Below are 12,236 nucleotides of genomic sequence, written 5' to 3'. Positions count from 1 at the left end.
GTGGCGGGTCAGCGCTCGGCGCCGCGGGGGCGGGCGAGGCGATCCGCCCGGTTCACCCCTCCGTCACCGCCTCGCTCATCGCGCTGATCTGGAAGGTGGCCCCCGACGGGTCGGCGATGGTGGCGATCCGTCCGAAGGGCGAATCGGTCGGACCGTCCAGCACCGTCCCGCCCAGCTCCGCGACCTTGGCCAGCGCCGCCTCGGAGGCCTCGACCCCGAAGTAGACCCGCCAGCCGGTGTCCTCCTTCGGCATCACACCACTCGCATCGCACAGCCCCCAGCTGGCGCTCTCGGCCGGGCCGTTGGTGGAGTAGCGGAAGGAGTCATCCTCCATGGGCTCGCCCATGGGGACCAGGTTCGCGTCGAAGACAGCGGTGTAGAAGGCAGAGGCCGCGTCGAACTCGTGGGTCATGAGCTCGAACCAGACGGGGGAGCCGGGGTCGCCCGTGAACTCGTAGCCCTCGAGGTCGCGGGCCTGCCACATGCCGACCAGGGCCCCGGTGGGATCCAGGATCGTGCCCGTGCGGCCGAAGGAGCCGATGTCGTCGATCGGCATCAGCAGCGTCGCCCCGTGCTCGGTGGCGGTCGCGGCCCGGGCGTCGACATCGTCGACCGCGAGGTGCACGCCCCATTCAGCGGTCAGGGGTTCACCGTCCGGGCACGTCATCCCGCTGACGTCCATCAGGCCGCCGACGAGCGTTCCGTCGTTGCGGATCAGGTGGTAGTGGTGGAACCCCTCGCCCATGTCCTCGAATTCCCAGCCGAACAGGCTGGAGTAGAAGGCCTTCGCGCTGTCGAGGTCGGTGACGCTGGCGTCGATCCAGGTGCTGGTGCCGGTGCTGCGGGTCATGGCTGCTCCTTCGGTGGGGCGGGCCCGGGGCCCGAGGTCGTGGGATCACGCTATGGGCGCGGGGCTCGGCATCCTTGTCCGATCCTGCGCAGCCCCGTGTCCGCGCAGTCCTGCTCCTCGTCGCTCCTCGTCGTGTCCCCCTGCGCGGCCCCGTCCCTCGCCGCGGGATCCGGCGCCCTGCGGTCACCGCGTGCACAGGCTGGGCAGTGCGGTCAGCAGCGGCGGCCGCGGGGCGGTCGCGGCCGCGAAGGCCAGGGTCACCTGCGCGGAGCGCGTGAGGGGCGAGGGATGGACGGCGACGACGGGGGCCGACGGCGCCAGCTGGTCCAGGGGATCGGCATGCACCGGCACGGCGAATCCGAGCAGGAACGGGGCTCCGGGGCACAGCGGCAGCTCCACGGCGTCGACCCCCGAGACCAGCACGCCGGAGCGGGGCAGCCCGATCGGTGCGGGATGCGGGTACCAGCCCACCCAGATGGAGGCATCACCGCGCGGGCTGAAGTCCGCGGGCAGCTCGAGGGCTGCCCGGACCACGCCCTCCCCGGCGCTCAGCAGCGAGAACGGCCTGGGCGGCCGGTCGCTGATGTGCTCGGCGAGCCGACGCAGCTGCCCGGGCGGCACCCCGACCGTGGCCCGGAAGCGGCGGGCGAAGCTCGAGAGGGAGTCGAAGCCGACGGCGGTGGCCACGTCGATCACCGCGTCGGTATCGGCCAGCAGCAGATGCTTGGCCGTCTCGATCCGCAGGGCGGTGAGGTACTGGCCCGGGCCGATACCGACCTGCTGTGCGAAGAGACGGGAGAAATGGAAGGGGCTGTAGCCGACGTGGTCCGCGAGGTCCGTGACGCTGAGCTCGGCCGGTCGCTGCCGGGCGAGCTCGATCGCCGGGGCGAGCACGCCCTCGGTCGCGGACGGTGTGAGCACTGTCACGATCCAGAGTGTAGCCGTCGGCGCGGCGTCCGCCCCGTGGGGCGACGGGACCGGTCGGTCCGACCGGTCGGCCCTCCGGGTCTCAGCGGTGTATACGTGGATCATGAACATCACGGTCAAGCGCATGTACGACGAGGTGGGGCACAACGACGGCACCCGGGTGCTGGTGGACCGGGTGTGGCCGCGCGGGGTGAGCAAGGAGGACGCCCGGCTCGATGACTGGAACAAGGACGTCGCCCCCTCCACGGAGCTGCGGAAGTGGTTCGGCCACGACCCGGAGAAGTTCGAGGAGTTCTCCCGCCGGTACCGGAAGGAGCTGGAGACCGACCAGGGTCGCGAGGCGCTCCAGCGCCTCCGGGACGCGCCCACGGGGAAGCGGCTGACCCTGCTGACGGCCACGAAGGACATCGAGCACAGCCAGGTCGCCGTGCTGCGGGACCTGCTGAGCGACTAGCCGGCACCCCGCCGCGCGGCCAGGGCGCGGCACGGGCGGCTCACTCGATGCCCGGTCGCCGACGGTTCTGCTTGGTCCGCGCGCGCTGCCGCTTGCTCTCCAGCCGTCGCCGCTGCGAGCCGCGGGTGGGCTTCGTCGGCCGACGCGGCCGCGGTGGGGCGACGGCTTCGCGCAGCAGCGCCGCGAGGCGCTCGCGGGCGGCGACCCGGTTGCGGCGCTGGGAGCGATGCTCCTCGGCGCTGACGCTCAGCACGGTGCCGGCCAGGCGCGGGCCGAGGTGGCCGAGGACCCGGGCCCGCTGATCCTCGTCCAGCGCGGAGGTGGCGGCCAGGTCCAGGCCCAGCTGTACCTTCGAATCGGCGGTGTTCACGCCCTGACCACCAGGGCCGGAGGAGTGGGAGAACTGCTCGGTGAGCTCGCTCGCCGGGATGCGGAGCCCATGGGGTGCCCCAGGTCCCGACGTCACCAGCAGATCATCCATCCCTCGAGTGTGCCGCACCGGCGTAGAGCGCTGGGCCCCGCGCGGCGGGCCTTTCGACGTTGGTGAACTCAGCGACCGGTGAGCGCGTCGAGGACGGGGGCGAGGCGAGCACGGCAGGCGCGGAAGTTCTCCAGCGGCAGCGCCGTCGGCCCGACCTCGAGAGCCTCGGCGCGCCAGCGATCCCAGGAGGTGCGCCACATGGCCATCACGACCTCGCCGGCCAGATGTACGTCGAGCGGATTCGCCTGCGGCAGCAGCGCGATCAGGCGCGTGGTCACCGCCTCGGCGATCTGTGCGTCGTGGTGGGTCATGGCCGCCTGGAGCTCCGGGGACCCGGCCACGAGGCGCTCCAAGCGGGGGAGCTCCTCCAGCTCGGGGATCAGCTCTGCCGCGCCGAGCGCTCGTTCGCAGAGATCAGCGATCGCCCGGACCGCCGGGGCGAGGTCGCCCTCGGGCAGCTCGGCCTCCTCGACCAGGCGGCGCACGCGCTGCTGGCCCGGCACCATCACCTCGTCCTTGGTCGCGAAGTACCGGAAGAAAGTGCGCGGCGCGACCCCGGCGGCCTCGGCGATCCGGGCCACCGTCGCGCCCCGATAGCCGTCGCGCTCGGCGCAGGCGAGCGCGGCCTCGTGGAGGGCTCTCTCGGTGCGCCGGCGATTCTGCTCGCGCCGGCCGACGCCCGCCTCCTCGGTGGTCATCGGCCCATCCTCACACGCGGAGCGGTTGCCCGCGGGGTGGCGCAGCGTCGGCGGCGGGCGCCGTCCCACGGGGCTGACGGAGTCACCGGGGCGGCTTGCGCGTGAAAAAGGGCACTCACTGCCAGTTTCATGCTGACGAAAAGATGGCACTCAATGCCAGAATCGGCGGGTTCGCTCCTCGAGCCCGCCTCATGAATCAGGATCTCCCCCCTCCATGTCTCAGACCCTCTCCCCAGGCAGCGCCGCGCCCGGGACCCGCTCCTCGTTCCAGCGCCCCGAGGGGAGGGCCGTCACCTCGACGCTTGCCGTCCTCGTGATCGCCGCGCTGGTGATGCTTCTGAACGAGACGGTTCTGTCCGTCGCGCTGCCCAGTTTGATGGCCGATTTCTCCATCGAGGCCGCCACCGCGCAGTGGCTCACCACCGCCTTCCTGCTCACCATGGCCGTGGTCATCCCGACCACTGGGTTCCTCCTGCAGCGATTCCGGACCCGGCAGCTGTTCATCGCCTCGATGTCGCTGTTCCTGGTCGGTACGGCGCTGGCCGCCTTCGCCCCCACCTTCCTCGTGATCCTGGTGGGCCGCGTGATCCAGGCGCTGTGCGCCGCGATCCTCATGCCGCTGCTGATGAACACGACGATGACCCTGGTCGCACCCGAGAAGCGCGGAGCGGTGATGGGGGTCAACTCGATCGTCATCTCGGTCGCCCCGGCGATCGGCCCGACGCTCTCGGGCATCGTCATCGAGTCTCTCAGCTGGCGCTGGGTCTTCGGTCTCATGCTGCCGATCGCGGCGGTGCTGTTCCTCGTCGGCGCATTCGTGCTGCGGGATGCGAGCGAGACCCGCCGGGCGCCGCTGGACATCGCGTCCGTCCTGCTGTCCGTGGCGGCCTTCGGCGGAATCGTCTTCGCCTTCGCCCACGCCGCGGAGATCATCAGCGGCGCCTGGATCACCCCGGTGGTCGCGGCCGTGATCGGCCTGGTCGGACTGGTCGCCTTCGTGCGCCGCCAGCTCGTCCTGCAGGCCCGCGACGGGTCGGCGCTGCTGGATCTGTCCGTGTTCCGCTACCGGGACTTCTCCCTCAGCGTCGTCATCCTCTTCCTCGGCATGGCCACGATGCTCGGTGCTGTCGTGACTCTGCCGATCTTCCTGCAGGGATCGCTCGGACTGCTGGTGATCGCAGTCGGGTTCGTGACCCTGCCGGGTGGTCTGCTCCAGGCCGCCGTCGCCCCCATCATCGGTCGTCTCTACGACCGGGTCGGGCCGACTCCGCTGCTGGTGCCCGGAACTCTCCTGCTCGCGGCCGGGATGGCGATGCTCATCCTCGTCGACCTCGAGACCTCGGTGGCCTGGATCGTCGGCTCCTTCGCCGTGTTCTCGGTCGGCATGGGCATCCTCATGACCACCCTGATGACGTCCTCGCTCGGCTCCGTGCCGCGCCGCCTCTACGGCCACGGCAGCGCTGTGGTCAACACGATGCAGCAGCTCGGCGGTGCCTTCGGCACAGCGGGCCTGGTCACCGCTCTGACGATCGGCATGCACGCCTCCCCGGCGGGCGACGCCGCGATCGCCACGGCGCACGGCACGCAGCGGGCCTTCGGGGTGGGTCTGGCCCTGGCACTGGTGGCCGTCGTCCTGGCGTTCTTCGTCCGCCGGCCCCCGCTGGAGGTCATCGAGCGCTGAGCGGGGCGACCCGTTCGTCGGGAGCAGCGCTCGGGTCGTCCGCGGGATCCTGGCGGCTGGGTGCCCGTCAGCCGTCAGAGGGTTCGGCGCGGGAGTCGTCCGCCGCGCCCGCCGGATCCGTCTCCTCCTCCTCCGCCGTGACTCCGTCCACCGCATCGAGCACGAGGCGGACGATCTCCTCGCTGCTGGTCGCCTCGTGGAGGGTCGGCTCCGGTGTGCCGGGGACGCCGACCACCCACTGGGCCCCGGTCGGTCCCTCCGAGGTCTTGGCGACCAGCACGGCGGCGCCCCGGGGCCGCAGGATCTGCAACAGCGGCCGCTCCTCGTCGGCGTGCACCTGCCCGGCGAGAGCGGGTCGCGCGGCGACCAGCGCCTGCCGGATCCGGTCCTGCTCGAGCTGGTCGCCGAAGACGTCGGCCAAGGCACGGGTGAAGCGCATGAGGTGTCCTCTCGGGAATGCATGGTCCTCCGCGGGCGCCGACGGACCGTCGCGCAGAGAGGAGGCACCGCCGAGGAATGGGGAGCCGCTGCCGTACGTCGCCGATGAGGCGGGTCGTGCGCGGCCGGTCGTGCAGGGAGGGGCGGTGCGTGCTCCGAGAGTGCCGCACACCCCTGACACACGACCAGAATCGCTGCGACAGCACCAGTTATCGGAGGTCCTGGGAGCCGATCACCCCGCGTGGTCGGGCAGCTCCCCGCGCTCCAGGAGAAGGGAGAGCGGGGACTCCCGCCGCAGACCGTCGAGCTCCCAGCGCTCGGGCGAGCGACCTCGGCGGAGATGGAAGGCGGCGAGCGTGAGCAGCTGCGCCCACCAGTCCACCAGCAGCATCCGCCACTCGTCGGGGGTGAGCGGATCGATCCGATCCAGGGCCATCACGAGGCCGTCGTGCCGGCAGCGCCACGTCAGCACCAGATCGGTGACGCGGCGATCGACGGTGGTGAGCTCGAGGTCGAGCAGTCCCGTCAGATGCTCGCCGCGCCATAGCAGATTCGGGTCCGTGAGATCGCCGTGCACCACGACGGTCCGCGACGCCGACCAGTCGATGCCCTCCGCCATCGCCGTGGCCTGCTCGAGACGGCGCAGCAGCCAGCGGCGATCCGGCGGGTCGCACCGGCCCAGCACCTCCGCAGCGTCCGTGGCCGTGAGGATCGCGAGATGGTCCACCGCGCCCGGGCGCGGTCCCAGGAGTTCCCGCGAGAACGCCGTGGCGTGCCAGGCGGCCAGGAGCCGCGCGCGCTCCGCTGCGCTCGTGCGACGGGAATCTCCCGGCAGGAACTCCTCGAGGGTCCACCAGCGGCCGGCATCTCGGAACGGGGCCCCGCGGGGCCGCGGCGTCGGCCATCCGGCCGCGGTGGCGAGTTCACGCACCTCCGCCTGCCAGGAGAGCCCGCGGCCCAGCTGCTCCGCACCGATCTCCAGCAGATCGCGATGACAGCGCAGGACGAGCTCCTCGCCCCTGCTCCGTGCCCGCCACGCCTGGTTGCTGCGGGCGGGCAGCGGGGAGGCCAGCTCGAGACCGAGGCCGGCCGCCAGCTGCGTCGCCGATTTCTCGAGGGCGGTCACCCGCCCAGCCGACCCTTGCGCAGCTCCAGCCAGGGCCGGGCCTTCGCGCGCAGCGACCAGTACATCATCCGGCCCATCGCGAGAGGCCCGTAATGGGCACCCTCGGCATAGGGATGGTCCTTGCGCAGCGCCGCATCGGCCCCGCCGTCGACGAACACGATCTGTCCGGCCATGAACGAGTTCTCCTCGCTGACCATCCAGGCGATCGCATCGGCCACCGCCTGGATCGGCCCCGGCAGGCCGAGCGGCTGGGGCAGCGCCGTGCGCAGCACGTTCAGCTGATCCTGATCGGCGAGCATCACCTCGCGGGCGGCGTCGGTCTCCACCAGCCCCGGCGCGACGACGTTGACGACCACCCCGGTGCCCGCCCATTCCTCGGCGGTCGCCGACTGGCGCACCCACCGGTTCAGAGCGATCGCCGCGGACCGGGACAGCTCTCCGCCGCGGCCGCTCGCGACCGCCACCTCTGCAGCCGCTCCCGCCAGCTCCTCGTTCCCGCGCAGGCAGGCGCTGATCACGTCACCGTCCCCGGCGGTGAGCGAGGACGCGGAGGTGACCACCACGACGCGCGGGGACCGCTTCCGTCGCAGCAGCACCCGCAGCCCGGCCAGCACGGCGAGGGTCCCGAAGTAGTCCTCGTGCACCGTGCGCTCCGAAGCGGAGATCGGGCCCGCGACCAGCACCAGCCCGTCGACGCCGCCGCGAGCGCGGCGTGCGACCTCCTGGACCAGCTCATCGCGCCCGGGATCGTCCGCCAGGTCCGCGCGCACGTCGACCTCGGGACCGCGCCCGCAGCGGATCACGCGGGCCCCGCGGGCGGCGAGAGTGCGTGCGGCGGCGGCCCCGATCCCGCCGTCCGCTCCGGTGACGACATAGGTGCGACCTTCATGGAGGGACATGACTGCTCCCCCCTCTCTGCTCGCTGCTCCCGGCGCGGTGCGCGCGAGACCTGACCTCGAGATTACGCGTGATGCGCGCGGAGGTCACGATCCGGGGTGTCGGGTGGGATCAGGCGGGGCGAACCTGCTCCCGGCGGGACCGGGACAGCGAGGCCCCGCGGGACGGGATCAGGCCGGCAGATCTCTCGCGGAGAGCTCCTTGAACGCGCTGCGGTGGAACACCATCGCCTGTGCGCCGGGAATGCTGTCGATCGAGAGCACCTCCAGCAGCACCAGATCGTGGTCCCCGGCCTCCGTGGTGCCGTAGATCTGCGTGCTCATCGTCGCCGGGGCGTCCTGCAGGGTCAGCGCGCCGTTCTCGTCGACCTCGCGAGGCACCCCGGAGAATCGGTTCTCCCGGCTCGTCGAGGCCAGCTGACGGGCGACGCCGGACTGATCGCGACCCAGCAGAGAGACCCCCAGCACGGGACGCGCGGCCAGCAGCGGCCACGTCTGCGAGGAATGCTGGACGGCCAGCGAGACCAACGGCGGGTCCAGGGAGACGCCGACGGTGAAGGTCGAGGCCACCAGTCCGTGCGGAACCCCGTCGATCTCCGCCGCGACGAGGACCACACCCTGCGGGAAATGGGAGAACGCCTCGCGCAGCGTGGTGACAGACAGCATTCTTCGCACCATAGGCCTCCTGGGCCGCGTGTGCTCGCAGCTCCCGCATGTGGGATCCCCGCGGACGCCGGATCCGGGGCCCTGCGGAGCGGACCCCACGACGTGCGTCCCGGGAGCGCCTCCCGGGGAGTCATGCCGCACTCGAGAGCTGCCAGGGGCGCTCCCGCGGTGGCCAGACTTCTGGTCCTCGATACAGTGGGTTGCTGGTTGCACCCGCTCGACGGGGCCACGACCCGACTCGGGCACCGTGGTCCCGGCGCCGCAGCTTGCCTGTGACCTGCCCTGATCCCTATATGAACGGAGTCGAGCCGCGATGAACGAGGACGAGCACGCCACCCGGAGACGGGACCGAGATCGGGCGCAGCGCCCCGATCGACCCTCCGGCAACCCGCTGGCGAGCATCGACTACTCGCGGCCGAAATACCCCCATGACATCCACCCGGCCCTGGTGCCGGGGATCGCCATCGACGAGCAGCGGCGCCGCTACGGCGTCGACAAGATCATCCTCGGGGTGGCCGGAGTCCTGACCGTCGCGTTCGTGATCTGGGGCATCGTGAACCCGGCGAGCGTCGGCGAGGTCGCCGACGCCGCGTACGCCTGGACCATGACCCATCTCGGCTGGCTGTTCAACGCGGTCGCGAGCGTCGTGCTGGTCGCCATGCTGATCCTGGCCCTGTCCCGGTACGGGAAGATCCCCCTGGGCAAGGACGGGGAGAAGCCGGAGTTCTCCACCTTCTCCTGGGTCGCGATGCTGTTCGCCGCCGGCCTCGGCATCGGCGTGATGTTCTGGGGCCCCTCGGAGCCGCTGACCTACTTCATCACCCCACCGCCGCTGACCAACGATCCGGAGACCGTCGAGGCCCTGCACCAGGCGCTCGCCCAGACCTACTACCACTGGGGCTTCCACGCCTGGGCGATGTACGCCCTGGTCGGCGGCGCCGTCGCCTATGCCGCGTACCGGCGCGGGCGCACCCTGCTGATGTCCTCGATCTTCGAGCGGCTGTTCGGCAAGCGGCTCACCGACGGGTGGGCCGGACAGCTGGTGGACATCTTCGCGATCATCGCGACCCTGTTCGGCACCGCCGCCGCCCTCGGCATCGCGGTGCTGCAGATCGGCGAGGGCGTCGTCATCGTCTCCGGCGCCTCGGAGCTGACCAACACGGTGATGGTCCTGATCATCGCGGTGCTCTCCATCGGCTTCGTGATCTCGGCCGTCTCGGGCGTCTCCCGCGGCATCCGCTACCTCTCCAACACCAACATCGTGCTCACGATCGGCTTCGCCGCGCTGCTGTTCATCCTGGGGCCCACGCTGTTCCTGCTGAACATGCTGCCCTCGGCCGTCATGGAGTACGTCGGATCCCTGTTCGAGATGATGGCGCGCTCGGCCTCCTGGGGCCAGGAGACGCTGGACTTCCAGTCGGCCTGGACCGTCTACTACTGGGCCTGGTGGATCTCCTGGTCGCCCTTCGTGGGCGTGTTCATCGCCCGCATCTCCCGCGGTCGCACGATCCGCCAGTTCATCCTCGGCGTCATCCTCATCCCCTCCGCGCTGCTGTTCGTCGCCTACGGGGTGATGGGAGGCACCGCGATCTCGATGTACCGCGACGGGAAGCTCGGCGAGATGGACACGGTCCAACCGGCCCAGGTGCTGTTCTCGATGGTGGAGAACCTGCCGCTCGCGGGCGTGTTCCCCGTGCTGATCATGGCGATCCTCGCGATCTTCTTCATCACCGCGGCGGATTCCGCCTCGGTGGTCATGGGCATCTTCACCACCCGCGGCGGCCAGGACCCGCCGAAGCTGGTGGTGGTCTTCTGGGGCCTGGTGATGGGCGGCATCGCCCTGGTGATGCTGCTGCTGGGCGACGAGACCGCGCTCGAAGGTCTGCAGTCGCTGGTGATCATCACCGCCGTGCCCTTCGCCTTCGTGATGCTGCTGATCATCGTCGCCTGGGTCCGCGAGCTGCGCACCGACCCGCTCGCCCTGCGCCAGCAGTACGCCGAGGTCGCGGTCAGCAATGCCGTGGTCGACGGCGTGGACCGCTACGACGACGACTTCAGCCTGCAGGTGATCCGCACGGAGCCCGGCGAGGGCGCCGGCGCGGAGGTCGACTCCACCCACGAGGACTACACCGAGTGGTACCAGCGCACCGATGAAGAGGGCGATCCGGTCGGATTCGACTTCGCGACCGGGCAGTGGGCCGACGGCTGGAACCCGGAGACCGGGGAGGTCGAGACCGTCGACCCGGACGCGGTGAACGGGTCCTCCTCGCCCGAGGGCGATCCCGAGGCACCGACGAAGAACTGACAGGAGGCCGGGGAACGGGGCAGCCTCCGTGCCGCGTCCCCGCTCCCCGGCCCCGGCGGCGCGCGGCCTGCCCGCGCCTCGGCCACGCCCGCGAGACCACACCGACCACGAAAGGGGCACACCCGCTCATGAGACCGAACATCGTCGTCATCCAGGCCGATCAGATGGCCGCCCAGGCGCTCGGCGCCTATGGCGACCCGGCCGCCCGCACCCCGCACATCGACGCCCTGGCGGCCGACGCCGCCGTCTACGACCGGGCCTACTGCAACACCCCGCTGTGCGCCCCGTCCCGGGCGTCGATGATGACCGGGCGCATGCCCTCGGACATCGGCTGCTACGACAACGGGGACGACTTCGCCGCCTCGACACCGACCTTCGCCCACCACCTGCGGGCCGCCGGCTACCACACGGCGCTCGTCGGCCGGATGCACTTCATCGGCCCCGACCAGCACCACGGCTTCGAGCAGCGGCTGACCACCGACGTCTACCCCGCGGACATGGACATGGTCCCGGACTGGCGGCGGGAGCTCGACGATCGCCTGCAGTGGTACCACGACGCCGACGCGGTCTACACCGCCGGAGCCTCCCAGGCGACGGTCCAGCAGGACTTCGACGACGAGGTGTCCTTCCGCACGCTGCGCCACCTCAACGACCGGGTGCGGGCGAACCAGGCGGCGGGGGAGCGGATCCCCTTCCTCATGGTCACCAGCTTCATCCACCCGCACGACCCCTACGAGCCGCCGCAGGAGCACTGGGACCGGTTCGAGGACGTCCACATCCCCGACCCCGCGCACCCCGAGGTCCCCGACCCGGCACAGGACCCGCACAGCCACCGGCTGCGGGCCATGAGCGGCTTCGATCAGCGCGAGACCACCGACGAGGAGGTGCGCCGGGCCCGGCGCTCCTACTACGCGGCGGTGAGCTACATCGACGACCAGATCGGCAGGATCCGCGAGCGTCTGGAGACCCTCGGACTGGCCGAGGACACCGTCATCATCGTCACCAGCGACCACGGCGACATGCTCGGGGAGAAGGGCCTGTGGTTCAAGATGTCGCCCTACGAGGAGTCCTCGCGGGTGCCGATGATCATCCGCGGCCCCGAGCACCTGGTGCCGCAGGGCCGCTACGAGAACCCGGTCTCGCTGCTGGACCTCATGCCCACCCTGCTCGAGCTCGCCGGGACGGACCCGGAGGTGGCCTCCACCGGGTCGCCCGAGGAGGAGATCGCCCCTGCTCGGCGTGGCCTGTCCCTGCTGGAATCCGCCCGTCGGGAGCGCAGCGGCCGCTCCGGGCCGGAGGATCGTGACGTGACCATCGAGTACCTCGCCGAGGGCACGCTGCGCCCGCAGCTCACCCTGGTGCGCGGCCAGTACAAGCTCGTGGTCTGCCCCGGCGATCCGGATCAGCTGTTCGACCTGGTCGCCGACCCGAGCGAGCTGCGCAGCGTCGCCGACGCCCCGGAGCACGCCGAGGTCACGGCGAGCATGCGGGCCCAGCTCGAGGCGCAGTACGACCTCCGCGGCCTGGAAGCGGAGATCCTCACCAGCCAGGCGCGCCGCCGCCTGGTGGCCGAGGCCCTCCAGCGCGGCACCGTCCGGCACTGGGACCACGAGCCGGACCCCGAGCAGCGCTACGTCCGCGGCGACTTCTGGGGTGCCCTGCAGCACGGCCAGATCCGGATCCCGCAGGGTGGGGCCGAGGGCGCGGCCTGATC

At 71.4% G+C, this 12,236-nt stretch carries 12 protein-coding genes; 4 read left to right on the top strand and 8 right to left on the bottom strand.

Annotated elements, in window-relative coordinates:
• Positions 1–52 precede the first annotated feature (52 nt).
• Together JOF44_RS06670 and JOF44_RS06665 are read right to left on the bottom strand one after the other, a co-directional pair.
• Positions 53–850: a VOC family protein gene (locus tag JOF44_RS06670; RefSeq protein WP_209888891.1), complete on the bottom strand. Its 798-nt coding sequence runs from the start codon at positions 848–850 to the stop codon at positions 53–55.
• A 183-nt stretch (positions 851–1,033) separates the two neighbouring features.
• Positions 1,034–1,777 carry a helix-turn-helix domain-containing protein gene (locus JOF44_RS06665; RefSeq protein ID WP_342591691.1) on the bottom strand — a complete coding sequence of 248 codons (744 nt, stop codon included), beginning with the start codon at positions 1,775–1,777 and terminating at the stop codon, positions 1,034–1,036.
• A 103-nt stretch (positions 1,778–1,880) separates the two neighbouring features.
• Between JOF44_RS06665 and JOF44_RS06660 the strand changes: the two genes are divergently transcribed.
• The gene (locus JOF44_RS06660) at positions 1,881–2,231 is read left to right on the top strand and encodes a DUF488 domain-containing protein (protein WP_209888885.1); all 351 of its coding nucleotides are present in this window, start codon (positions 1,881–1,883) and stop codon (positions 2,229–2,231) included.
• A 40-nt stretch (positions 2,232–2,271) separates the two neighbouring features.
• On the opposite strand, the gene arfB is transcribed toward JOF44_RS06660, so the two are convergent.
• Positions 2,272–2,712, bottom strand: coding sequence for an alternative ribosome rescue aminoacyl-tRNA hydrolase ArfB (arfB, locus tag JOF44_RS06655; protein WP_209888882.1), 441 nt, complete (start codon positions 2,710–2,712; stop codon positions 2,272–2,274).
• A 68-nt stretch (positions 2,713–2,780) separates the two neighbouring features.
• Complete coding sequence (locus JOF44_RS06650; RefSeq protein ID WP_209888879.1) at positions 2,781–3,410, bottom strand: TetR/AcrR family transcriptional regulator; 630 nt, start codon at positions 3,408–3,410, stop codon at positions 2,781–2,783.
• Positions 3,411–3,624: 214 nt separating this feature from the next.
• On the opposite strand from JOF44_RS06650, the gene JOF44_RS06645 reads away from it, so the two are divergent.
• Positions 3,625–5,091, top strand: a complete 1,467-nt coding sequence (locus JOF44_RS06645; protein ID WP_209888876.1) for an MDR family MFS transporter — start codon at positions 3,625–3,627, stop codon at positions 5,089–5,091.
• Between the two features lie 67 nt (positions 5,092–5,158).
• Here the strand turns inward: JOF44_RS06645 and JOF44_RS06640 are convergent, their stop codons facing one another.
• From JOF44_RS06640 to JOF44_RS06625, 4 genes are all read right to left on the bottom strand, one after another.
• Complete coding sequence (locus JOF44_RS06640) at positions 5,159–5,530, bottom strand: hypothetical protein (RefSeq protein ID WP_209888873.1); 372 nt, start codon at positions 5,528–5,530, stop codon at positions 5,159–5,161.
• Positions 5,531–5,761: 231 nt separating this feature from the next.
• Positions 5,762–6,655 (bottom strand): phosphotransferase, encoded by an 894-nt coding sequence (locus JOF44_RS06635; RefSeq protein ID WP_209888870.1) that lies wholly within the window; start codon positions 6,653–6,655, stop codon positions 5,762–5,764.
• Positions 6,652–7,554 (bottom strand): SDR family oxidoreductase, encoded by a 903-nt coding sequence (locus JOF44_RS06630; protein ID WP_209888867.1) that lies wholly within the window; start codon positions 7,552–7,554, stop codon positions 6,652–6,654. The genes JOF44_RS06635 and JOF44_RS06630 overlap by 4 nt, the downstream gene beginning before the upstream one ends.
• Before the next feature lie 168 nt (positions 7,555–7,722).
• Positions 7,723–8,217, bottom strand: coding sequence for a flavin reductase family protein (locus JOF44_RS06625; protein ID WP_209888864.1), 495 nt, complete (start codon positions 8,215–8,217; stop codon positions 7,723–7,725).
• Between the two features lie 313 nt (positions 8,218–8,530).
• On the opposite strand from JOF44_RS06625, the gene JOF44_RS06620 reads away from it, so the two are divergent.
• The gene (locus JOF44_RS06620) at positions 8,531–10,522 is read left to right on the top strand and encodes a BCCT family transporter (protein WP_209888861.1); all 1,992 of its coding nucleotides are present in this window, start codon (positions 8,531–8,533) and stop codon (positions 10,520–10,522) included.
• A 128-nt stretch (positions 10,523–10,650) separates the two neighbouring features.
• On the top strand, positions 10,651–12,234 hold the full coding sequence (gene betC, locus JOF44_RS06615; RefSeq protein WP_209888858.1) for a choline-sulfatase: 1,584 nt from the start codon (positions 10,651–10,653) through the stop codon (positions 12,232–12,234).
• Positions 12,235–12,236 lie beyond the last annotated feature (2 nt).

The sequence above is a fragment of the Brachybacterium fresconis genome (genome assembly GCF_017876515.1).
Classification (GTDB): domain Bacteria; phylum Actinomycetota; class Actinomycetes; order Actinomycetales; family Dermabacteraceae; genus Brachybacterium; species Brachybacterium fresconis.
This window is presented reverse-complemented; position numbering and strand designations above follow the sequence as displayed.